Source organism: Exiguobacterium sp. s124 (assembly GCF_018617485.1).
Classification (GTDB): Bacteria; Bacillota; Bacilli; order Exiguobacteriales; family Exiguobacteriaceae; genus Exiguobacterium; species Exiguobacterium aestuarii.
In genome coordinates, this window is the sequence record NZ_JACSKH010000001.1 from 1164211 (window position 1) to 1186794 (window position 22584).

26 protein-coding genes and 2 riboswitches are annotated in these 22584 nt (G+C 46.7%); of the genes, 14 read left to right on the forward strand and 12 right to left on the reverse strand.

The genetic code is table 11. From position 1 onward, the window contains the following. The first annotated feature begins 89 nt into the window (after positions 1-89). Positions 90-512 (forward strand): SRPBCC family protein, encoded by a 423-nt coding sequence (locus KNO85_RS06100; RefSeq protein ID WP_214787846.1) that lies wholly within the window; start codon positions 90-92, stop codon positions 510-512. A gap of 724 nt (positions 513-1236) precedes the next feature. Here the strand turns inward: KNO85_RS06100 and KNO85_RS06105 are convergent. The 3 genes from KNO85_RS06105 to KNO85_RS06115 all read right to left on the reverse strand — a co-directional run bounded on the left by KNO85_RS06105 (position 1237) and on the right by KNO85_RS06115 (position 2759). Beyond that, complete coding sequence (locus tag KNO85_RS06105; RefSeq protein WP_214787848.1) at positions 1237-1761, reverse strand: DM13 domain-containing protein; 525 nt, start codon at positions 1759-1761, stop codon at positions 1237-1239. 100 nt (positions 1762-1861) lie between these two features. Next, a complete protein-coding gene (gene msrA / locus KNO85_RS06110; RefSeq protein WP_214787850.1) occupies positions 1862-2386 on the reverse strand; it encodes a peptide-methionine (S)-S-oxide reductase MsrA in 525 nt (174 codons plus the stop codon). A gap of 67 nt (positions 2387-2453) precedes the next feature. Continuing rightward, positions 2454-2553, reverse strand: a riboswitch (SAM riboswitch). Positions 2554-2597: 44 nt separating this feature from the next. After that, positions 2598-2759: a hypothetical protein gene (locus tag KNO85_RS06115; RefSeq protein WP_214787853.1), complete on the reverse strand. Its 162-nt coding sequence runs from the start codon at positions 2757-2759 to the stop codon at positions 2598-2600. Between the two features lie 112 nt (positions 2760-2871). Here KNO85_RS06115 and KNO85_RS06120 point away from each other — a divergent pair, with 112 nt between their 5' ends. Further along, positions 2872-4278, forward strand: coding sequence for an amidase family protein (locus KNO85_RS06120; RefSeq protein WP_214787856.1), 1407 nt, complete (start codon positions 2872-2874; stop codon positions 4276-4278). A gap of 65 nt (positions 4279-4343) precedes the next feature. Then, positions 4344-5405, forward strand: coding sequence for a dual-specificity RNA methyltransferase RlmN (rlmN, locus tag KNO85_RS06125; RefSeq protein ID WP_214787859.1), 1062 nt, complete (start codon positions 4344-4346; stop codon positions 5403-5405). 35 nt (positions 5406-5440) lie between these two features. Here rlmN and KNO85_RS06130 read toward each other — a convergent pair whose 3' ends face one another. After that, the gene (locus KNO85_RS06130; RefSeq protein ID WP_312846168.1) at positions 5441-6049 is read right to left on the reverse strand and encodes a class I SAM-dependent methyltransferase; all 609 of its coding nucleotides are present in this window, start codon (positions 6047-6049) and stop codon (positions 5441-5443) included. Positions 6050-6186: 137 nt separating this feature from the next. On the opposite strand from KNO85_RS06130, the gene KNO85_RS06135 reads away from it, so the two are divergent. The 7 genes from KNO85_RS06135 (at position 6187) to KNO85_RS06165 (ending at position 12108) form a co-directional block, all read left to right on the forward strand. Continuing rightward, on the forward strand, positions 6187-7068 hold the full coding sequence (locus KNO85_RS06135; RefSeq protein ID WP_214787866.1) for an SMP-30/gluconolactonase/LRE family protein: 882 nt from the start codon (positions 6187-6189) through the stop codon (positions 7066-7068). A gap of 12 nt (positions 7069-7080) precedes the next feature. Then, positions 7081-7347 carry a hypothetical protein gene (locus KNO85_RS06140; protein ID WP_214787868.1) on the forward strand — a complete coding sequence of 89 codons (267 nt, stop codon included), beginning with the start codon at positions 7081-7083 and terminating at the stop codon, positions 7345-7347. A gap of 108 nt (positions 7348-7455) precedes the next feature. Continuing rightward, positions 7456-8655: a GTP-binding protein gene (locus KNO85_RS06145; protein WP_214787871.1), complete on the forward strand. Its 1200-nt coding sequence runs from the start codon at positions 7456-7458 to the stop codon at positions 8653-8655. A 59-nt stretch (positions 8656-8714) separates the two neighbouring features. After that, positions 8715-8815: riboswitch (TPP riboswitch) on the forward strand. A gap of 82 nt (positions 8816-8897) precedes the next feature. Beyond that, the gene (locus tag KNO85_RS06150; RefSeq protein ID WP_214787875.1) at positions 8898-9488 is read left to right on the forward strand and encodes a Ykof family thiamine-binding protein; all 591 of its coding nucleotides are present in this window, start codon (positions 8898-8900) and stop codon (positions 9486-9488) included. Continuing rightward, positions 9481-10056 (forward strand): ECF transporter S component, encoded by a 576-nt coding sequence (locus KNO85_RS06155; RefSeq protein WP_074034359.1) that lies wholly within the window; start codon positions 9481-9483, stop codon positions 10054-10056. The genes KNO85_RS06150 and KNO85_RS06155 overlap by 8 nt, the downstream gene beginning before the upstream one ends. Then, positions 10049-11392 (forward strand): ABC transporter ATP-binding protein, encoded by a 1344-nt coding sequence (locus tag KNO85_RS06160; RefSeq protein WP_214787878.1) that lies wholly within the window; start codon positions 10049-10051, stop codon positions 11390-11392. The genes KNO85_RS06155 and KNO85_RS06160 overlap by 8 nt, the downstream gene beginning before the upstream one ends. Beyond that, the gene (locus KNO85_RS06165; protein ID WP_214787881.1) at positions 11374-12108 is read left to right on the forward strand and encodes an energy-coupling factor transporter transmembrane component T family protein; all 735 of its coding nucleotides are present in this window, start codon (positions 11374-11376) and stop codon (positions 12106-12108) included. Before KNO85_RS06160 ends, KNO85_RS06165 begins: the two co-directional genes overlap by 19 nt. Positions 12109-12301: 193 nt before the next feature. On the opposite strand, the gene KNO85_RS06170 is transcribed toward KNO85_RS06165, so the two are convergent. Next, the gene (locus KNO85_RS06170) at positions 12302-12889 is read right to left on the reverse strand and encodes a DUF1643 domain-containing protein (RefSeq protein ID WP_214787884.1); all 588 of its coding nucleotides are present in this window, start codon (positions 12887-12889) and stop codon (positions 12302-12304) included. 28 nt (positions 12890-12917) lie between these two features. Further along, on the reverse strand, positions 12918-13601 hold the full coding sequence (locus KNO85_RS06175; RefSeq protein WP_251126120.1) for a lytic transglycosylase domain-containing protein: 684 nt from the start codon (positions 13599-13601) through the stop codon (positions 12918-12920). Positions 13602-13687: 86 nt separating this feature from the next. Here KNO85_RS06175 and KNO85_RS06180 point away from each other — a divergent pair, with 86 nt between their 5' ends. Next, positions 13688-14383, forward strand: coding sequence for a CPBP family intramembrane glutamic endopeptidase (locus KNO85_RS06180; RefSeq protein WP_214787890.1), 696 nt, complete (start codon positions 13688-13690; stop codon positions 14381-14383). On the opposite strand, the gene KNO85_RS06185 is transcribed toward KNO85_RS06180, so the two are convergent. Further along, on the reverse strand, positions 14316-15239 hold the full coding sequence (locus KNO85_RS06185) for an alpha/beta hydrolase (RefSeq protein WP_214787893.1): 924 nt from the start codon (positions 15237-15239) through the stop codon (positions 14316-14318). The two genes, KNO85_RS06180 and KNO85_RS06185, sit on opposite strands and share 68 nt — an antisense overlap. Positions 15240-15417: 178 nt before the next feature. On the opposite strand from KNO85_RS06185, the gene KNO85_RS06190 reads away from it, so the two are divergent. Continuing rightward, complete coding sequence (locus KNO85_RS06190; RefSeq protein ID WP_214787895.1) at positions 15418-15828, forward strand: hypothetical protein; 411 nt, start codon at positions 15418-15420, stop codon at positions 15826-15828. Here KNO85_RS06190 and KNO85_RS06195 read toward each other — a convergent pair. The 5 genes from KNO85_RS06195 to KNO85_RS06215 form a co-directional block, all read right to left on the reverse strand. After that, positions 15818-16456: an ABC transporter ATP-binding protein gene (locus tag KNO85_RS06195; RefSeq protein ID WP_214787897.1), complete on the reverse strand. Its 639-nt coding sequence runs from the start codon at positions 16454-16456 to the stop codon at positions 15818-15820. The two genes, KNO85_RS06190 and KNO85_RS06195, sit on opposite strands and share 11 nt — an antisense overlap. Then, complete coding sequence (locus KNO85_RS06200) at positions 16453-17466, reverse strand: FtsX-like permease family protein (RefSeq protein ID WP_214787899.1); 1014 nt, start codon at positions 17464-17466, stop codon at positions 16453-16455. The genes KNO85_RS06195 and KNO85_RS06200 overlap by 4 nt, the downstream gene beginning before the upstream one ends. 68 nt (positions 17467-17534) lie before the next feature. Continuing rightward, complete coding sequence (locus tag KNO85_RS06205) at positions 17535-18881, reverse strand: sensor histidine kinase (RefSeq protein ID WP_214787901.1); 1347 nt, start codon at positions 18879-18881, stop codon at positions 17535-17537. Further along, entirely contained in the window at positions 18878-19543 is a 666-nt protein-coding gene (locus KNO85_RS06210) for a response regulator transcription factor (protein ID WP_214787903.1), read from the reverse strand. The genes KNO85_RS06205 and KNO85_RS06210 overlap by 4 nt, the downstream gene beginning before the upstream one ends. Before the next feature lie 71 nt (positions 19544-19614). Beyond that, positions 19615-20508 carry a hypothetical protein gene (locus tag KNO85_RS06215; RefSeq protein ID WP_214787905.1) on the reverse strand — a complete coding sequence of 298 codons (894 nt, stop codon included), beginning with the start codon at positions 20506-20508 and terminating at the stop codon, positions 19615-19617. 169 nt (positions 20509-20677) lie between these two features. On the opposite strand from KNO85_RS06215, the gene KNO85_RS06220 reads away from it, so the two are divergent. Then, positions 20678-21085, forward strand: coding sequence for a type III PLP-dependent enzyme domain-containing protein (locus KNO85_RS06220; RefSeq protein WP_214787908.1), 408 nt, complete (start codon positions 20678-20680; stop codon positions 21083-21085). Between the two features lie 80 nt (positions 21086-21165). Continuing rightward, the gene (locus KNO85_RS06225; RefSeq protein ID WP_214787911.1) at positions 21166-22578 is read left to right on the forward strand and encodes a S8 family peptidase; all 1413 of its coding nucleotides are present in this window, start codon (positions 21166-21168) and stop codon (positions 22576-22578) included. Positions 22579-22584: the final 6 nt, after the last annotated feature.

Sequence of the window (22584 nt, forward strand, 5' to 3'; positions counted from 1 at the left end):
GGAAGTAATCCCATGTTGCGTTCGTCATATAGGACGTGCAACGCATTCGTGATGAATCAAAAAAATGTAGAGTAAAGGAGAAAACAATCATGGAATCAAATGTAGTGACGATCTCGACGCTTGTGGATACACCAATCGAAAAAGTCTGGGAACTCTGGACAGCCCCTGATCATATCAAACAATGGAATCATGCATCTGAAGATTGGCATACGACCGAAGCGGAGAATGACTTACGCGTCGGTGGGAAGTTTCGCAGTCGGATGGAAGCAAAAGACAACAGTATGGGGTTCGATTTTGAAGGCGTGTATGAGGAAATTCAAGTGAACGAGATTATTCAATATCGCCTCGATGATGAACGGAGAGTGAGAATTTCATTCGCACCAGAAGGTGATCAGACAAAGATTGTTGAAACGTTTGATGCGGACTCGATGAATCCGGTTGAGTTGCAACGTCAAGGATGGCAGGCAATCCTCGACAATTTCACTCGATATGCGAATGAGAAGAATAAGTAAGGTGATCGAGTAATCTAATAATCAGCAGTATATATGATGAAGTTTACATGTATACTGCTGTTTGGCATGATAGCAATAAAAACCGCTTGTATATGTATATGTATATGTAGAGGATGTTATCTTTAGAATCGATCATGAACAACAAAATGAGATCGTTAAATCTAATACAGTGGCCCAAAAACTATGAAAAGTTGGATCATGCAATTCCGTAAGTAAATATGACAGGTGATGCAAAGAGTACATACATAAATACATTGTGAAATTAAGCAAACGCTTCAAACACAGGCATCATAAACGGAAGCGAAAACATCATAACGATCGAAAAAATAAAGGTTGCCATAAATCGTGAGAACTTCATTTTCTTCTCCACTTCAAAGAAATGGCAAAGGCAGTCAATCCTCCTATGACGACGACATAATAAACGGAATAGAAGACAAACTCTCCAATATCCTCAAAACTACTAAACGTATTTTCCATAATCATTGGATCAGACAACATACCGATTGTCACAATCGGCAAAAAGAAGACCCAAAAACGTTTCCAAAAATACGTGCGGTACGACGACTCATTTGAAATCACTAGTAGCCCCTCCTATCAGTTCCATACTTTACCATATTGTAACATGAACCTCTTATGAACAAATAGTTGAAATTTGGGTATTATACAATTTTTACTACATGTAAAAACAGCGAGTGCATCACATGTACCCGCTGCTTAATATTGATTATTCACTCGTCGTGCTCAATTCACCCGTCCCGAACGTTGCACTAAAAGCACGACACCAAATCACCACCGTGCTATATTCTGTCAAATCGACATCAGCCGGAACCAAATAGTTTTGATTTCCCGTGTTTCCCTTAAGTGCTCCGAGTCTAATCCCTTCAGACACTTCCACGCCTGGTTTCGTCAAATAAACAAACAAGTCAGGACCGTTCGTCGTCTCAAACTCTTCAAATCGCAGGTAAGTTCCGTCTTCTGCTTCAACTGAGCGAATCATACCGGTCGTCTCATAATTTTTCTCCCCGTCCATGAACACACCCGCTACTTCGGTTGGACTCGGTTGTGCTTCCGGTGTTTCGGACGTCTCTTGATCTGATTCCTCTTCCTCTGGAGCTGGTGATTCGACAGCTGTCGGTGGTAATCCTTCGTCGACCGTCTCGGTTAAAAATAGTGGAGAGATGAGCCACCAGGCGATTGCGATGATGGCGATCCCGATGATCCCGATGATGATTTTTGTCCGAGTCTTCATCAATGAATCCTCCTTTTCGGATGTATGAACCATTAATAGTCTTTCCCGATTATTGGTCTTATAAAAAGACGCGAATGCTGAAATTCGCGTCTGATGACCGTTATACGGTTTCAGTCCAGTTCTCCTCGATGAACTCGTCACGTCCCGAGATGGAACGGTCTTCCTTGTAATGCTTCGGATTCTTTTTATGATAATCCTGATGGTAGTCTTCTGCAGCGAAGAATGTCGTCGCCGGAATAATTTTCGTGACGATCGGAGCCGTGAAGCGCCCGCTTGCCGCCAACACATCACGACTCGCTTCGGCAGCGACGCGTTGTTCCTCTGTGTGATAGAAGATAGCTGGGGCATACTGAGGTCCCCGGTCTTGGAACTGCCCCTCGTCGTCCGTCGGATCGGTCTGAATCCAATACAGTTCAAGCAGACGTTCATACGAGAATAATGCTGGATCATATGTGATTTGAACGACTTCGAAGTGCCCCGTCGTCCCGGTTTTTACTTGTTCATATGTCGGATTGTCGACCTGTCCGCCCATATAGCCGGATAGGATGCCTTCAATCCCTGGTAATTCTTCAAATGGTGTCACCATGCACCAAAAACAGCCGCCTGCGAATGTTGCTTTTTCCATACTGTCGTTCCCTCCAAATCGTCATTCAACAAAAAAGCGCTCACGTCGGATGACATGAGCGCTTTCGTCATATCGTCCAAGGTTTCCCTTGCTGGTCGTAGCACCTTGCCTAAGGCAGGTTGCTGTGAAGTCGCGGAGCCAGATCTCTCGTTCACTCTTGATATCGATATGTAGTTGGTGAGAGCATCATACCACCCTCAAAATACATTCGTCAATGATTCGGTTTTCGTTTCAACTGAAAAATCGTCAAGACGATGATGAACCCAATCAACGCGATGGAGATGAACGTGCCATACGGCACATTTTCACCGTATAGCTGCAAGGAAAATAGACCGAATACGGCGAGCAACACGAATACGTAGGAGCGCGTCATAGGAACCTCCTGTTTTTTCTTAAGTGTAACAAGAACACATCGACTTGGCGATGAGAAAAGGAAATCAAGGACATAACACGAATAAAGGGGGGAGGTAAAGGAGGAATGAACAATGAAACAATCACAATTGTTAGAGCTGACAATCGAAGACGCGCATCGTGGCTTTAAAGAAGGGGTATTCACAGCACGAGACGTGACCGCGTATTATCTAAAAAGGATTGCGACATATAATGAGCGACTCCACGCCGTCATCCAGGTGAATCCGGACGCACTTTTCGAGGCAGAGGCGGCAGACCGGGCCTATAAAAAAGGGGTACGCAAACCACTACTCGGGATTCCCGTATTGATCAAAGATAATATCGAAACGGCAGGACTGATGCGTACGACGGCAGGTGCTGCCGCGATGCGACATCATTTCGCAGGTCGGGATGCCGAGCTCGTCAAACGGTTACGGGCTGACGGGGCCATCATTCTCGGTAAAGCAAACCTGTCCGAATGGGCCAACTTCTTGACAGAAGACATGCCGAACGGTTGGAGTGCCGTCGGTGGCCAGACGATGAATCCATATGGCGACGGGTTGGATGTCGGAGGATCAAGTTCAGGGTCGGCATCTGCGGTCGCTGCAAATTTAACGCTTCTTGCAGTTGGATCTGAGACGAGTGGTTCAATCGTACACCCGAGCGTGCATAATGGCATCGTCGGAATCAAGCCGACCGTCGGATTGATCAGCCGCTCAGGAATCATCCCGATTTCACGTTCTCAAGATACGGCTGGACCGATGGGGCGTACGCTACGTGATGCGGTCATCGCGTTACAAACGATGTGTAGTGAGGACTCGGAAGATCCGTCGACATGGGATACCCCTGTCGGACCGCCTTATGTGACATGTCTTGATGTCCGTCAAGCGGTCGGAATGCGTGTCGGGTTCATCAAACCTGACATTTCAGACGAAGAAGTTGGGTTGTATGACCAGGCGGTCCGGTTGCTACGTCAAGCCGAGGTTGAACTCGTCGAGGTCACCCTACCAAAGCATACGGGGCTTGAACAAGCAGACATCCTGTTCGATGAATTCAAGCTCGGGATCGAGGCCTATCTTGCGAACACGACCGTGCCTTTTAAGACGCTTTCTGACTTGATCGAGTGGAACGCAGAACACCCTGAATCGATTCCGCACGGTCAAACCATTTTTGAAGAAGCGAACGCCCGATCTGGGAAACTGATTGAAGCGAGCTATCTCGACCGTCGCATCGAGGACGTTCGTTTAGCGAAAACAGAAGGGATTGACGCGTTGCTTGCGTCGCATAAACTTGATGCGATCGTCTTACCACATGATGCGAACTATGACATGGCGGCGAAAGCAGGGCATCCGACGATCACAATACCCTATAAACGAAAAGCGAGCGGCGCCCCGTTCGGTCTATCATTCACGGGGACGAGCTATTCGGAACGTGATTTGATTCGTGTCGCCTATGCGTTCGAACAGTTCATCACTCGTCCGACGCCTCCTGATTATTCGTAAGTTGCACCCGTCTCTGACGTCCGCTACAATGGTACGTATGCGGATTAGAGAAAGGACAGGTTAGAATGAAATCATCTATATACGGGTTGACGTTCGATCAACTCACAAACGAGTGTACGGAAGCAGGATACGGTGCCTTCCATGCACGTCAAGTCTGGGACTCGCTATACATCGATCGAGTCAAATCGATGGACGCGCTAAACGTCCGTGACGAGGTACGCGATTACTTAACAGAGAAATATGTCATCTCGACACAAGAACTGTTCGTCAAACAAGAAGCGGGAGACGGGACGGTCAAATTTTTACTTAAACTTCACGACGGGCACTATATCGAGACAGTGCTCATGCGCCATAAATACGGTCGTTCGGTCTGTGTGACGACACAGGTCGGTTGTAATATCGGTTGCAGCTTCTGTGCGAGCGGTTTGTTGAAGAAGACACGTGACTTGACGGCTGGTGAGGTAGTCGAACAAATCATGACCGTCCAACATTTCCTCGATGAAGAAGGGGAAGGGGATCGCGTCAGTCATATCGTCGTCATGGGAATCGGCGAACCGTTCGATAACTTTGAGAACTTGGTCGACTTCTTGCGCGTCGTCAAAGATGAGCGTGGTCTTGCGATCGCCCCACGTAAAATCAACGTGTCGACGAGTGGTCTCGCGGACAAGATTTACAAGTTCGCAGACCTCGACTTGCGGATCAACTTGGCACTTTCACTCCATGCACCGAACGATGAGCTTCGGACTCGCATCATGAAAATCAACCGTGCGTTTCCGCTTGATAAACTCATGCCATCGATTCGTTATTACGTCGAGAAGACGAATAAACGCATCACGTTTGAGTACATCTTGCTATCGAAAGTGAATGATTTACCGGAACATGCGGAAGAATTGGCTAATTTGATTGAAGACATCAAAGACAAGTCTTACATCAACTTGATTCCGTATAACCCGGTCAACGAGCATATTCAATATGAACGAAGCACACCTGAAGATATCATGGCATTCTATGATATCTTGAAGAAACGTGGCGTCAACACGGGTGTCCGTCTCGAGCACGGGACAGACATCGATGCAGCTTGCGGTCAGCTCCGCAGTAAGCATATGAACGTCGAGGGTGCGAAGTGACGAGAGGCCTCTCCGATAGCGGAGAGGCCTTTTGTTTACCTTTTTTGACCGACATACTGGATGACGGAAGAGTCACCGTGATGGAGTGACCCTTCTTCGCGCCATACAACCACCTCATGTAAGATGAGCGGTACGAAATCGTCCTCTAGTTGGTGGAACATTTCTTCAGAATAGAGAAGTGAGACGTCTTGTGGTCCGCCTGTGCCGTAAGCGAGTTGATTTGTAGAGTACACTTCGGTCAGGAATACACCACCAGGTCGAAGCGTTCTTTGAATTCCGGCGAACACTTTTTCTCTGACATGTTGAGGAAAGTGACCGAAGATACAGATGACCACATCATACGCATCTTGCGACCAATCCGCTTCATTCAAGTCAATCTGTTTCGTCTGAAGGGAGACGTTTCGCGAAATCGCCAAGCGCTCCGCTTTTTCGAGCCCTACTTTCGAAGCGTCCCACATCTCGACGTCGAATCCGAGTGTGGCGAGCCACACGGCGTTCCGACCTTCTCCTTCAGCGATGGCTAACACGCGTCTCCCTTTAAGCTGGTGTGTTGTGATGTAGTCGCGTAAAAATTGATTCGGCTCGGTCCCATACACATATTCATCCGTATTGTAACGTTCGTTCCATTTCGACAAACCATCCACTCCTCTCACTTTTCCTTAAATATAGCAAAACAATGAGACTCAGATGGAAATCCTTCACGATTTTCTGAATTCATGCTTAGTCCAGTTGGGAGAGGGGAATAGATTTCTGAACTAATGGATAGAGTGGAGGCTAAGTAATGGAGAGAGTAGATGCGTCGTTGTGGATTCGGGTACGTAATACGCTAGGTGAAGGTCCTTGTTGGGATGCTGAGTTGAAGCGTTTTTATTGGGTGGATATCGAAGGTCATACGTTGTGGTGGTATGACGAACGAGAAGATGAAATTTCTTCTTTTGAGGTCGGGAAACAAGTCGGTTTCGTCATTCCAAAAGTGACGGACGGTGTCGTCCTTGGTCTAAAAGACGGGATTTATGAATGGGATGAAATCAATCGGGAACTAAATAAAATTGTCGAATTGGATGATCCCGACGGTCGATTACGTTTTAATGATGGGAAAGCCGATCCATATGGTCGTATTTTTGCGGGCACACTCCACCTCGAAGATGAAGAAAATCAAGCGACATTGTATCGGGTCGATCGTGATGGAACGACGACATCATTGATGGATGAGTTGACGCTTTCGAACGGATTGACGTGGTCTCCTGACCATTCCGTTTTTTATCATATCGATACACCGACTGAAAAAATCCGGAAGTATGATTTTGATTTGAAGACAGGAACAATTTCGAACGGAGAGGTCGTCATCGATTTTTCGGAGGAAGAAGGCTTTCCTGACGGGATGACGTCCGATTCTGAAGGTTGTCTATGGGTTGCGCATTACGCGGGTGGAAGAGTATCGCGGTGGGACCCGTCAACAGGCGAAAAGTTACTTGAAGTCCATGTTCCCGCACCAAATGTCACTTCATGTGCCTTTGTCGGAGATGGACTCAATCGATTAGCTATCACGACGGCTCGTGAAGGAATGGATGAGGAGGCGCTTTCTGAATATCCGGATGCGGGATCGGTATTTATCATCGACACAGAAGTGAAAGGGATGCCATTGTATCGTTTCGGTCGCTGAGGAGGAAGTTCGATGGTGAAACGACTGTTAGTTCGAGCTGGAATTGGGTTGGCAGTTGCTGCAGCGGTCAAGATTGGGATTCAAAAGTTACAAGAAAATCGAACGCGTGAAGAAGATCATTCGTATCTCGATCCGAAGTGGGATGAAGTGCCAAGTATTGATTCGGATAAAGATGAGGATGAGGTCGGATTGACTCAACTCGATTCGATTTATCGGGCTGAATGGCAGGCGAATGCTTATCCACGCTCGGAGGCAGAACGAAAAGCATTGGAAGAATAATTGTATTTTCTTCAAAAACACGTCCATGTGGCGTGTTTTTTATTGACAAAAGTAAGGAACGACTCCATTATACAAAGAGTAATGATTACGATTTAATGGAGGTCCATCATGAAACGAATTCCAATTACAGTACTTTCGGGTTATCTCGGTAGCGGGAAGACGACACTGCTCAACCACATCTTACATAACCGAGAACATAAAAAATATGCGGTCATCGTGAATGATATGAGCGAGTTGAATATCGACGAGAAGCTGATTGATCAGGGCGGGTTCTCGCGGACCGATGAAAAGCTAGTCGAACTCTCGAACGGGTGTATCTGTTGCACGCTGCGGGAAGATTTGTTGACGGCTGTCTATGACTTAACAAAAGACCGTGAGCTCGATGGGATCATCATCGAGTCATCAGGAATCTCTGAACCAATTCCTGTCGCGCAGACATTCACGTATGCCGATGACGCTCTTGGGATTGATTTGACGAGCCGTGTGTACATCGATGCGATGGTCACGGTCGTCGATGCATACCGTTTCTTCAAAGATTTCAATTCTGGTGAATCGCTCATGGAGCGTCAACAAGCCGTCGACACCGGTGACGTCCGTGAAGTAGTCGATTTGCTCGTCGACCAAGTCGAATTTGCGGATATCATCGTATTGAATAAGGCGGACCGTGTGTCCGAAGGGGAACTACAGGAGATGGAGGGGTTACTCCAAACACTGAACCCGAGTGCGAGATTGTTGACGTCGACATACTCGAACGTCGCGTTAGAAGACCTTCTAGACGTCCAGTTATTCGATTTTGATCAGGCGATGCGCGCTGCAGGGTGGATCCAAGAACTCGAGTCGGAAGAACATACGCCGGAAACGGAAGAGTATGGCATCAGCTCATTTGTCTACCGGCGCCGTCGACCGTTCCACCCTGAACGTTTGATGCACTGGATGGAACATTATCCAGAAGAAATCGTCCGTGCAAAAGGATTTTTATGGATTGCGACAAGAAACGACCTCGCTTGTCTGTTTTCACAGGCAGGGTATGCATCAACGCTTGAACATGCAGGTCGTTGGCTTGCGACGTTACCTGCAAGTGAACGTGAGGAGATGTTTGCTGCTGAACCTGACCTTCGTGAGGATTACATCGAGCCATACGGGGATCGGCAAAATGAGTTGGTGCTCATCGGTCAACGAATGGAACGGGAAGCGGTCGAGCAATCGCTTGATGCCTGTTTATTGACGGACGAAGAGATGTCGTCATCGTGGGATACGTTCCATGACCCACTTCCGGGTTCAGGTCATCTCGTCACATATTCAGATTGACCGTTTACAAAAGATTGAAACATCGCTATACTGTGACTGCATAAGTAACCGCATATCAATGACTGCACTAGGGGTGCTTCGGCTGAGATGAGAGCATGGCTCCGATCCCTTATAACTCGATCCAGGTAATACTGGCGTGAGGAAGTGCGGCACTTTCTCTATGCAAGTTTGTATAGATTTTGTTGCTGCATTCTCATGAATGCGGCTTTTTTTATGCAAACACATTTAGAGGGGGAAACAAAATGAATGAATCATGTGGTACGAGCCCAATCGTCGGGTTTCGATTCACACTGAGCCCGATGACAGACGACTTCGTCGGGACAATCAAAGGTGCACTAAAACGAACGGATCTATCAGGCGTGTGGCGCCATACGGACGATGTGTCGACGGTTATCCGTGGGCGAGCCGAGCATGTATTTGACGTCGCCCGAACAGTTTTGAGTCTTGCCTCAGAGGAAGGAAAGCATGTTTCGATGAGCGGAACGTTCTCCGTTGGATGTCCGGGAGATTCGATTGGGGATGAAGCGCTCGAGGCACCGCCACAACCACTGAACGGATCCTCAAGAGAACAGTATGTCTCCTCACAGTTCGCACTTTATCCGATGGGTACTGAACATTACATGGACCTCATCTACGAGGAAATCGAGCAAGCGAAACAGGTCGGTGTCTATAATGACTCTATGCACTATGCGTCAGGTATTCATGGGAATTTGGATGATGTGTTCTCGTATTACGAGGCGGCGTTCAAACGGACGCGCGAGAAGAATCAACATGTCGTCATGACGGTGACGTTCAGCGTGAACAGTCCGTCACACGGAGGTCGACATGCTTAAATCGTGGAAATTAAAAGAGGTCGTCCTCGTCTCCGTATTGTCTGTCGTCTTTGCCGTCGTCTACTTATTGTTCGTCCATATTGGGAACTTATGGGCAGGATTGATCGGACCGATCGCCTACGAGTGGATTTTCGGTATCTGGTTTATCGTGTCGATCATCTCGGCGTACATCATCCGGAAGCCTGGTGCCGCCTTCATCTCAGAAGTGATGGCTGCGACAATCGAGATGTTGATTGGAAACGCGATTGGACCGCGCATCATCTTGGTCGGAATCGTTCAAGGTTTAGGAGCGGAAGCTGTCTTTGCGATGACGGGTTACCGCCGCTATGAGCTGTGGGTACTCATGCTTGCAGGATTCGGGTCCGCCGTCACGAGTTTCGTCTATACATATTTCATGAGTGGGTTCGCGATGCTAGAACCTGGTTATGTGGCGACGATGTTCGGACTTCGAGCTGTCAGTGGGATGGTTATCGCAGGAATCGGAGGAAAGTTACTTAGTGATTTGTTGCTAAAGACAGGTTCCCTTCGCGGCTATGCGATTTCACGAAGTGGGAACGTCCATGGTTGAGACCGAATCACTCCACTTTCAATTCCCAGAGAGTTTAGATGCGATTCTTGAAGATGTCACCGTATCGATCCGACCAGGTCGTACGATGTTAAGTGGGGCGAGCGGGAGCGGGAAGTCGACCTTTCTTGCGCTATGCAACCGTCTCTTCCCCGAGAATTGTGACGGCATTCTCCAAGGTAGACTCAAACTGTTCGGGAGGTTGCACGACGATTATGTACCAGGCGAAATCAATCAACGTGTCGGGACGGTGTTCCAAGATCCGGACACGCAATTTGTCATGGAGCGTGTGGATGAAGAACTCATCTTCACGCTTGAGAACTTGTCGACACCTATCTCAGAAATCGAACGACGCGTGACGGAGATCCTCGAATCATTACAGTTAAGTGCCTATCGAACCCGTGAAATCGATTCGTTATCAGGTGGGGAGAAACAGCGAATCGCCGTCGCATGTGCTTTAGTCGGAAGACCTGAATGGCTGCTGCTCGATGAACCGTTGACTCATCTTGACCCGGTGACCGCGTACGAATTTGTGGAATGGCTCGATCGAGTGACAGGACTGAACGTCATCGTCGTTGAACATCGTCCTCACCTATGGGGTGATTACTTTGACTGGCATATTGAATTAGAGCGAGGGCGTATCGTTCGGAATGAATCCTTTTGCCCGGTCGATGACTTTGCATTTATAAAGTCAAACGCTTCGCTAAAAAATCCTTATCACTACACGATCGAAGAGGTCAGACGTGATTCATTTCAGCTGAAAAGATCGGAGCTTCATGTCCGAGCAGGAGAAGTGATTGCCATACTTGGTCCGAATGGGAGCGGGAAGTCCACGTTTTTAAGAAGCTTAACGGAACATGACCGACGGGTTGGGCTCGTACCGCAATCGCCGGAACATTTATTTTTCATGAATTCTGTCGAAAGTGAGTTACAGTTTGGTCATGAAGATTCGATTGAAAGCGTTTTATCTGACATGTCGCTTCTTGATCAGCGACATCTCCATCCGTTATCTCTCAGTCACGGACAAAAACGGAGGCTCGCAGTTGCAATCCAGTCGCTAACGAACAAACAGTTGCTCGCATTCGATGAACCGACAGCGGGTCAAGACGAACCGTCATTGCATGCGCTCGAGCTGTTGATGAAGCGACATGCTGAAATGGGTCGAACGATTCTATTCGTGACCCACGACTTGTCGTTCGCCCGCATCGCCAACACGTTTTATTTGATGAAGGACGGGGAACTTTCAGGACCATTTAAAGATGAACTCTGGCAGGACACGGAGACACTTCGTCATTATCAGTTGCAAGGGAGGAGAGCGCGATGTCACTCCATGACATGAATCCGACGGTGAAATTTCTGACATTGACGTTCGTCATGTTCGGTCTCGCATTGTTTTACAATCCATGGACCCAGCTCGTGATCGTAGTAGGGACGGTACTGATTCAATGGATGGCAACCAATGTCTCATGGAAAAGATGGCTACTTTTCTTGATCCCTTTTCTCATCACGGCGCTCGGAACGTTTTGGACAACGCTCGTTTTCGGAAAAGACCTCGGGGGAGAGACATTGGTGACCATTCTGAGTCAGGAAGTCACAATTGAGGAGAGGGATGTCGCGATTGCCCTCAGCCTTCGCGTATTGGCGTTCACGGTCCTCTCGCTTCTTTTCATGTTGACGACGGATTCAAAGCGGTTCGTCATGAGTCTGATGCAACAGGCGAAGTTGTCACCGACAATCGCCTATAGCGCGCTCGTCGGGTTCCGTTTCATTCCTCTTTTAAAACGGGAACTGCAACAACTTCAATATGCACATCGCCTACGGGGTGTCCCACTCGATACGAGATGGGAACGTCTACGGCACGTACCGAAATTACTGTTGCCACTCCTTGCCGGATCGATTCGAAGAGCGGAGCGTGTCGCCTTCTCGATGGAAGCGAGAGGGTTTACAGGCGGAAAACGGACGATTTATGACAGGGTTGAAGTCAAATCAAGTGATTTTATATGGTCAGGTGTCTTTTTCGCGTTGTTTGGATTTGCCATCTGGGCAGGAATATAAAAAAGGAATGGCCGCCAAAGGGGGCGGCCATTAGTGCGGCTGGTCCCACTGCGCCCCGACTCCTGCAGGAAAGCAATCCGATGGAGACCCAGCAGCGACTTGAGTCGCGATGCGGCTCCGGGATTGCCTGCGGAAAGCGTGGGCGCCGAAAGGACGAGTACGAACATGTTATTTGTCAACAAGCTGTGACAACTCACTCGGAGTCGTCTTTTTTTGTTTCTTTTACGATTCGAAACTTTGGTTTGATTGATTCATTGTTGAACGCCTCGAGCACTGTGTTTTCGTTGGCCATACGGATCTGTTGTGGTTCACCTTTGGCCGTCGTACCAATGCAGTACATGTTTGACTCGTAATCGGCAAAGAGCGACTTATAGGATGTCGCATGGTGCATCAATCGACCAGGTGAACCCCAACCGACGATGATCATGCCATTGCTTGCTGCTACCTCTTGCAACGTCTCTTCGACATAGTGATAGTTTGTCTCGTCGAGTTGTGATTCCACATACGGAAGATTATCATTGATGGCAAGTGTCGGCACAAGGCTGATGACACGCATCTCCCGAATCGGCTGTGACAAATGATTTTGCATCAACATATAGGCACGTTGCGTTGTCGTACCTGATAAGAAAGCATCGCTCATTCGTGGTGAATAAATGATGACGGCACAAATGACCCCGTCTTCCACATCCGTGAACTCATACGTTCGCATATAGCGTTTTGTTTTATCTTCATTGAAGATTGATTTTACGCGGATGGTTACTTCTTCTACATGCGTATTCATTTCCATTCCTCACTTTTTCATGTAAGCATCAGCCGAGTGTTTTGAACCACTCGATGTATCGAATCGTATAATAGGCGACATGTTGACTGATTGTGTCCCGTTCTTCAGGGATGTACGTCACGTTTGTTTCGTAATTTTCATAGTATGTCATAACATCGTTAACATACTGCTCACTCCGGTTGTACTCGAAGATAGCATTTCGAATAGATGTGGTAGAATCCGTTTTCTTCCCACCGTGTTCACTTAAATAATACGCCGCGGTATGTGCGGAATCAATAAGACTATGTGGGTCTGCTTTCCCGTCTCCATTCCCGTCACGACCGAGACCACCGTACTGGTCGATCAATGCAAGGTCTGTCAAATCGACTTCGTCTTCTGGGACGTCACCTTTTTGGTCATCCGTATCATATTCCCAACCGAGCCAAGTACGAGGCATGAATTGGAATGGTCCGATCGCACCAACGGATGAGCGCATGGAAGAACTGTGAGAGAAAATCGTCTCGACGCGATGTACGGCGGCAAGCAAATGCCAGTCCACATCGTATGCGTCAGCAGCGTCCTGATAGACAGCGATGTGAGCGTTCGGTACGCCATGCTCACCATAATAGGTTCGATACAATCCATTGTTTACTTTATCGTGTTGACCGAGCCAGCCGATTGCCCCGAGCAAAAGCACGAGCACAATGATAAAACCGGTCAATCGCAGCATCATACGTTTCAAGATACCGCCTCCTAGCTTTTAGACAATACCCGAATAGTGTAGCATATAGCTAAGAGTAAGGACAGGAGTGGATATGGATGCTCGAACGATTGATTTTTACGGCAATTATTGGATACATGTTGATTGTCCAAATATTCAACGCAAAATTGATCCGTCCATTGATTGAGACGAAGGGACGGGCGTGGGTGTACGATCAAACCGTAAAATCAGCATGGGGACTGACCTTGTTGATTGTCGCCCTCATATTCTTATTTCAAGTACCGCCATCCGAAGTTGGTTTAACATTCGCGCCAGAAACGGGCAACGAACAGGCGTGGCAAGTCTTTTTCCTATCATGTATCCTCGTTGCATTTACGCTCGTCTTTTATTTATTGGTCAAGACCTCATCAAAACTTCGTCGAGCATTGCGTCCTTATTATGAGCTCGATTTAGAAAAATTGCTCCTGCCAAGAACGAAGAATGAGGAGCAGGCATGGAGCGCCGTCTCGGTCACGGCCGGCGTGACCGAAGAGTTTATTTTCAGAGGAGTGCTCTTGTACACAATCTCCCTCTATATAGAGGTACCGAATCTGACACTTGCCTTGATCGGAGGTGCCCTGTTCGGCATGGCCCATGCCTATCAAGGGATCAAAGGTGTCGTTACGACAGGCGTCGTCGGTTTCGGTCTCGGTCTCTTATATCTAGGGATGGGTGTCCTGTGGCCGGTCATGGTCTTGCATGCACTGCTTGACTTGATTGCTGGACCAATCCATGTCGACGTAAAAAACGATTGACCGCGTCTTCATATGCAGGCGCGTCCTTGATCATACAATCCGTATGTTCCGCCCCGTCAATCAATAGCAAGTCATTTTGCCGGTTCAGTGCGTTCATCTCGACTGACATCCACGTTGGGACGAAATCATCTTTTGATCCGTGTACGAATAAGATCGGGGTCGTCGTTTCGGTGACGGCCTTTTTCGGTTGTACTTGCTTCATCGTGAACCCGGCACGTGACCATAAGAAATAATTGATACCGGGAAGGAAAAGTTCTGCCGGTATCCGGTGTAACTCCTTCAACTGGTATCGCATCAGGTGACCCATATCGTCAAACGGACATTCTGCGATGACGAAATCGACATCTGTGAGAGGGGTCGTCTGAAGGACCGTCGCGGCACCCATCGAGACCCCGTGAAGACCAATTTGGTCGACCGATTCATTTATTTTCAACCATTCGATCCAATCAATCATATCGATTTTTTCATGATATCCGTAAGAAGCATAAATCCCTTCGGATTCCCCATGAGACCTCAAATCGACAGCGAGCAAGTTATAACCGAGGCGATGGAACATGGCAAGATGAGGAGCCATGAAACTATGAGAAGCGGTATACCCATGAACGAATACAATCCACTTCGTCGATGCGTCATTTCGATAAATCCGTCCGTAGAGTCGATAATCGTCCCTCGACTGAATCGAGACGTGCTCGAACGGGACATCATGATAGAAGGCGCGATCCTCTTCTGTGTACGGAGCGAGTAACATCTCCGGTGTTTTCCGTTTCCCTCGAGTCATCCGTTTGAAGGCATAGTAGCTGATTGCGTAATAACTTGTGAAAAGTGAAGCTAATCCGATTTGCCATTTCCGTTGCATAATACCGACTCCTTTCACCGTTATTGTACCCGAAATGAAGACAAATCGTCCTATTTTCATACATAAGAAGAACGCATACGCACAATAACTCCTTAGGTTGGATAACATATAATCACTCGTTTTAGATGTGAGTCAACGCTATGATCAATAAACAATCTACAAGGGAGTGGGAATCACGATGGAGCGAACGGATATCTTTCGAATGATTCAAAGCATATTGAGCAATCCAAACGGCACACTTGATCGGGGAGTAACTTTTAAGTGGACAAGCGATGGAAACATACGAGTCGTCGGACTCGTGTTTGATTTGTTGCTAGACCGCTATTTTTTACACAACAAAACGAGTATATCCACCGAGGTACAGGAAATCGCAATGTCAACCGGATGTAGACCAGAAGAGGTCGTCCGGGCGTTTGCCTGTCTCTCGGGGATTCGACTCGAATCCAATCATATAGTGGAGCGGTTCATGGTGATCGAAGAAGCGATGATTTCTCGAAGCGGAGAAATTGGAGTCACCGTACGTTTCGGCGGTTGGCTCACATATCAGCTCCAACAAATCTGTCAGCATGAGAAGATACTTAGTTTCTAATCTCGGTCAGCGTGCCATCAATGACGCGTAAGACACGGTCACACACATCAAGCATGCGCTCGTCGTGCGTGATGACGACAACGCTGCGCCCTTTACGGTGTGCCTGTTGTGACAGTAATTCCATCACTCGACGTCCGTTCTCATAATCCAGGCTCGCCGTTGGCTCATCTGCCAGAATCAGTCGTGGAGAATTGACCAAAGCTCTTGCGACGGCAACTCTTTGTTTTTCTCCTCCTGACAGTGTCATCGGGAGATGATGCAGCCGATGTTCTAATCCGAGCTCTTGTAACAGTTCTTTAGCATCGACGTTTCTGTTTTCTTGAATGAGTTCGAGTTGCTCGAGCACTGTCAAATAGGGAATGAGATGAGCCTGTTGAAATACGAACCCGACCTCATGAAGTCTTAGAAGACGCCGTTGTTCCTCATCTAAATCAGACACGTCTCGTTCATTCAGTAAGAATGTTCCATGTTCCGGTTTACGAAGCAGTCCGAGAATGTATAACAATGTGCTTTTCCCACTACCACTTGGGCCGACAATGGCGATACATTCTCCCGGAGACACGTTTAAATTGATATTGTTTAAAACGAGTTGACCATCGAATTGATGGGATACGTGTTGTAGTCTCATGATGCTTTTCCTCCTATGATTTCAATTGCGTCAACTTGGCGAAGTTTCCAAAGGGGGAGCAACGCGCCAAGGATCGATAAGATGATGAACATGAAGCCGAATCGTAAAACGTGACCGATGTCGACGATAAACGGCATGGACGACGGAATCACTGCATCAGCGATGTACATAATCCCGATAGACGTAACAACAGCGGATGAAACGATGACGATGACCTGAAAGAGCAAAGCTTGCCCGATGATACGAGGTGACAGACCAATCGCTTTTAAAATACCGAGTTCCGGTAGTTTTTGTAAGGTGAACAAATAGAAAAAAGCAGTCAAAATAAATGTACCGATTACGAGTAGGAATGCTCGCATCATCGTGAAGGTGCTCTGTTCGGCACTATAGCCAGGAACGGACTCGATGAGCTCCTGTTGACTCATCATGAGCGTATCGGATGCTGAGTGATTTGTACCGATTTCAGCAGATACATATGGGCGTTGTTCGGAATATCGTAAATAGTCGAACCATGTTTCATTCGTCGTGTAGAGAACAGGTCCATGACTGTATCTTCCGATTGACTCACCGGCGATTGTAAAGTCATATTCCGACACGAAGTCTGTCAAAACATCACCTGATCGAAGATTCTCAGAAAGACTAGAATCGTACAGGACTTCTCCTTTTTGTAGATGATCGACTGGGCCGATATCGCTTCCTTTTGGAAGAGCAAACAGTGTCACCTCTTCCTTTTTTCCATTCAGCGTGATTGTGAGGGGACGTACACTCATCGTCGCGATAGAAGAATCGGCAGGGACGTCTAAGAAGGACCGCGTCAACTGTCCATCCGAATCCTTGTCTAATCGATACGTCGAAGCGTTTAATTCGTGCAGGGCAGAGCCATTATCGTATGCGAGTCCGTCGGCAAGCCCAGTGATCAAAGTTGTCAACATAACAATCAAAAGTGTAATCACAAAGAGCATGGAAAACTTTCGTTTTTGTCTCCACATCTCTTTCCATCCTAATTGCATAAAAAAACCTCCTTCAAGTTCTTATGAAGGAAGTGTAATCGTTTAATATGAACAGAATATGAACAGCTTCAAAAATGAAGATGAATCGTCGTCCCTTTTCCTTTTGTGGATTCGAGCGTGATCTGCCCACCGTGTAAGGCGATGATGTCTGAAGTGATGGCAAGACCTAAACCGGTTCCTTGACTCGACCTCGCGACGTCGCCTCTGAAGAATCGGTCGAACAAATGTCGTTTCGTCTCTTCGTCCATTCCGATCCCTTCATCGGTAAAGGAAACGGTGATACGTGGTTCGGTGGAGCAGGTGATACGAATCGTTCCGCCCTCGTGAGAGGCGTGAACGGCATTCACCAATAGATTGTTCCATACTTGGGCGAGAAGGACCGGGTCACTTTTTAGTATGGTGTCGGTCGGGATATCGGTCATGACGGCGAGTCCTTTTTGGTCGAGCAGAAAAGCATTCATTTGTATGACCTCTGAGATGGATTGAAGGACGTTCACATCTGAATCAAGGGAAGGCGGCTGTTCGTCTAAACGTGATAAGAGTAAGAGTTGTTTGGTCAATTGAGATAAACGTCTCGTTTCCTGTTCAATGACGCGAGCGTATTCATTCGAGACACCATCGGTACGTTCTGCCAGTTTCTCGGCATAACCGACGAGTGATGTCAAAGGCGATTGAAATTCATGAGAGACGTTCGACACGAACCGACGTTGGCGTGCCTCAGTCTGATTGATGACAGTTGTCATCTCTTGAAACTGTCTCGCTAACGTTCCGATTTCATCTTTTCGCTCGATAGGCAGATGTTTCGGCTCCTGTCGCATCGCCACGTCCGTTGTCGCTGTAGTGAGCGTTTTTAAAGGCCGGACGAGTGAACGTGTCGAAATCGCGATCAAGCCGAACGCAAGGATTGTTACGAGCGCGAAGAACATGCCGACAAAAAGGTGAAGCTCTCGGATCTGGGCACTTAAATCCGGACGAATGAAAACGACGTCCCCGTTTTCGAGGGTCATTCCGTACGTATTTGTCAACTCGTTATCGAAAAGGCCTAATAAGAACAAGTGAAACGGAAAATCACGCATTCCTTGATAAGCGCTACCTTCACGGACGGATGCGATCACTTCTTCAGGAATCGACTCATCTCGAAATTCCCCACCGTAGCGAGAGCGCATATTGGTTGAATCAATCACGACCAATTGGTAGCCCGTTGCAGCTAAAAACGTATAAAAAGCCTCTTCATCCGCATCTGTATGTTCAGCAAAATAAGTCGATGCCTCGTTTGCAACCGATTCGGTCTTCTCACTATATGAGGGTTGCCACCACGTATAATATGCGACATTACTGATGAGGAGAGAGATTGCGCCAGAGACAAGTAAAATGAAAAACATGGTGAGGATGATTCGAGTATAGAGCGTCTTCATTTCACTACCTCGAACGAATAGCCGACCCCACGAACAGTTCGAATAGAGAGTGCAGGATGATCGAATCTGTGTCGAAGTCGTTTGATGTGCACATCGACGGTTCGTTCGTCGCCTTCAAAGTCATAACCCCAGACAAGTTCAATCAATTCCTCACGGCGATATACTCTTCCTGGAAATGAAGCCAACTGAAACAATAACTCGAATTCCTTTTTTGGAAGATAGAACATTTTGCCTTCCAGTTTCACCTCATACTCTTTTAAATCCAACTGAAGCGGGCCTGCCTGAATGCGCGAAGCGGACGAACGTTCATAGCGCCGGGATACGGCTTGCAGTCGAAATAATAACTCCTCCGGGATGAACGGTTTTGTCATGTAGTCATCTGCCCCGTGTTCAAAACCTTGACGCTTATCCCCCCATTCGCCGAGCGCGGTCAGTAAGATGACTGGAATATCGAATGCGCTTTTTAGACGGCGACACAACTCTCGACCATCTATGCCAGGGAGCATGATATCAATGATTGCCGCATCGATTGGCTGGCTCATGTATAGTTCCTCTCCTGTCTTGCCGTCGGTCGCAATCAAGACATCATGCCCGGCTTCTTCAAACGTCTCTTTCACGAGTCGTAAAATGGAAGAGTCGTCTTCCACGATGAGTAAACGCATGTTGATCAATCCTTTCCTTCGGACTCCGTACGCGAAACGAGGTGACCCTTTAAGAGCCACCTCGAGTCCATTTAGTTCAATTGCTTCGTCATCTCTTGATGCAAGGCGCGAAGCGCACGGATGAAAGCGTCTTTGAAGTATTTATCCTCTTGGGTTTCTAGTGTTTGTACCGCTTTTTGATCACCTGTCGTTGCTTTTACGAGCAGATTCACGACTGTTCCCCAACGCTTGACGTGTTCTGGTCTTGGGTGATTGAGGGCGGTTGTCAGCGTGAACCAATACGGTTGGTCACGTCGTTGCAGAGTGGCAATCATTTGTTTTGCAAGAAGTGCCTCTTCTTCGGAAGGGAGTGTTGCCGTTGCGAACCAACCAAGTAGCGAGGCACTCATCGATTCGAGTTCCTGCTTCATTGATTGTTCCATCGGCAAACGTCCGAAATCTGTGACGTTCACAAACACCAGGCGGTCTTTCGGGTCGATATGGGTGACCCATCCGGTGATGACTTTCAACTTGTCCCGTTCCTTTGACTGTGCTTTACACGTATAACCCTGTTGTTTTCCGATATAGATTCGGAACTGCCCCCGATCGACATGTTTATCCACTTTGAATTCAATGTCTTGTCCCACTTGAAACGGTTGATTTCGCTTATTCAAAGTCTGTCCTTTTTTCAACTCAGGTCGTTTTGAAATATGACGCAATGCTTCTTGCTCGGTTCGATCATCCAACGTCCAAAGATTGTGAGGGGTCACATTCTTGAAGCGATGGCGTCGTACAAAAATGTATTGATCGAGCGCATCAATCGCGTCTGCGGAAGCGAGCGTTCCATTCAAATAGTCATCAGCGATGTCGCGTAACGTGAGGGATTCGAGACGATCGATATATCCGGCGTATGGAATCGTTTCGACAACGTATAGAGCAGTCGCAATCAATTCACTTTCGCGAGGGGTCAACGGTCGTTTGGCCATGGTGCACTTCCTCTCTAGATTCATACGATTAGTATAACAAAAACAATGCAATCGGTGCGAATTCGACCGAGATTTGGAAAATCATGAGGAATGGACAGGATTCCCACAACGCATCACGAATAGTAACTTGTAGAGAATCGGATGAAGGAATGAAAAGTGAGGTGAGGCGATGAAACTCTCCATCGAACCAGGTGATTATGTTGTACTGATTGAAATCAATAAAGAAGTCTTAAAATGTGTCTCACTCGAAGAAGCGGATCAGGCAGACCGAATCAGATACGAATTAGTCGGACGGATGAGTGAACGGTTACCAGCTGAAGTCATCGTACCGTCCATTATCGACTATATTCGCTTCGGAAGTGGGTATATTGGAGATCGTATCGTCTGGGATGCGGAAACGGAGTCTTTTTTTTGTCAACAGTTCGAGACAATCGAGGGCTCACCGCTCGGAGAAGATTTGGAAGGATTCCGACCTGATCCGAGTCGAGTCGAACTAGCACGGTACTATACGTACTTGACTATTGGACGGATCGTCGAATATGAAATGTTACATCCTGATGAACCGAGCTATTGGTAATTTTTTTGAAAATAGGTAAATCTGCTATTTGATTTGCGATAATAAAGTGATCAATCATTTGTTTGAATGGAGCGTGTCAAATGAAGAGACTTTTATTAGGTTTAACGATAGCAGCATTTATCTCTCCTTTGCATTCATATGCAGAAAAACCTGTTGTGATAGAAAAACATAGTTATCAAGTAAGTGAACCGAAATATAAAAATCAATATTATATTAATCAGAGTGAAACAAATAAAGCGTGGAATGTTACAAGAGGATCATCTGATATTTTAGTTGCGTTGATTGATTCTTCAGCCGACCGTACACATTCTGAGTTGAAAAGTGTGCCTCGGATTCTTAATTCTATGAAGGGTCCTTATAGTGCTGATTATCACGGCACCCATACTTCGGGGATAATGGCTAGTAAACATAATAAATCTGGAATCGCCGGTATGGCGCCGTCCGTTCGATATGACTTTTACAACGTTTTTTATGGAAAGAACTCTGAATATACAGATTCTTGGACAGTTGCAAAAGCGGTTGATAAGGCAGTGGCTAATGGCGCTACCATTATTAATTTGTCTTTAGGTGGAGACCAATATGATAAAGTTCTTGCAAACTCTATAAAGGCAGCAAGATCTAAAGGGATCATAATTGTTGCCTCTTCGGGAAACGATTCCTCTAATAAAGTATCTTTTCCTGCTAATATGAAAGAGGTTGTTGCAGTAGGAGCAGTCGATGCCAAACATCGAATTGCAAGTTTTAGTAATATGAACAAAGACGTCAAGATTGTGGCTCCAGGTGTTAGTATTTTATCTCTTGGCGTTAAAAATCAGTATGTATATATGGACGGTACTTCGATGGCAGCACCAATGGTCACTTCTGCGCTTGCTTTAGTAAAGTCAGTTAATCCTTATCTAACTCCCTCTGAAATTGACAACTTGATTGCCAAAATGCCAAGAGCGAACGGGAAATCGTATACAGAATTAAATACAAAGCGTTTACTAGATGCAACACCTCAACCGGTAATAGTAACTGCTCCTCAAAACATAGTAGAGCCATATGTAAGAAACGTACAAGTCAAGCCAGGGACTGCGAAAAAAGTAAAGACTAGTTTGGCGTTATACCAAGGTTCAAAGAAATTGAAAACGTTACCAGTAAATAAAGAGTTTACAATGTTTGCGAATGGTGACTGGTTATCTAGTGGACAATATAAGTTAGTAGCTAAAGTTAGCGATGGGACTTTTAAACGTCAAACGAGTAAGACGTTCAATTATGTAAATCATATGAAGAGTAGAATTCGAATCAGTGCCAAAGATAAGAAAACCTTTGAAGTTGATTTATCAAGAAAAGGTAATCTTGAAGTTAGAGATGTAGATGGAAAAATCATTTTTTCTGGAAAACGTCCGGTTGGAACATTTTTTATAAATGGAGATCCAACTAAAACGATGACATTTATCTTGAGACCAGATGATCGTAATGAGAAGAGTGTCAAAACGATATATTACCCATAATATTTG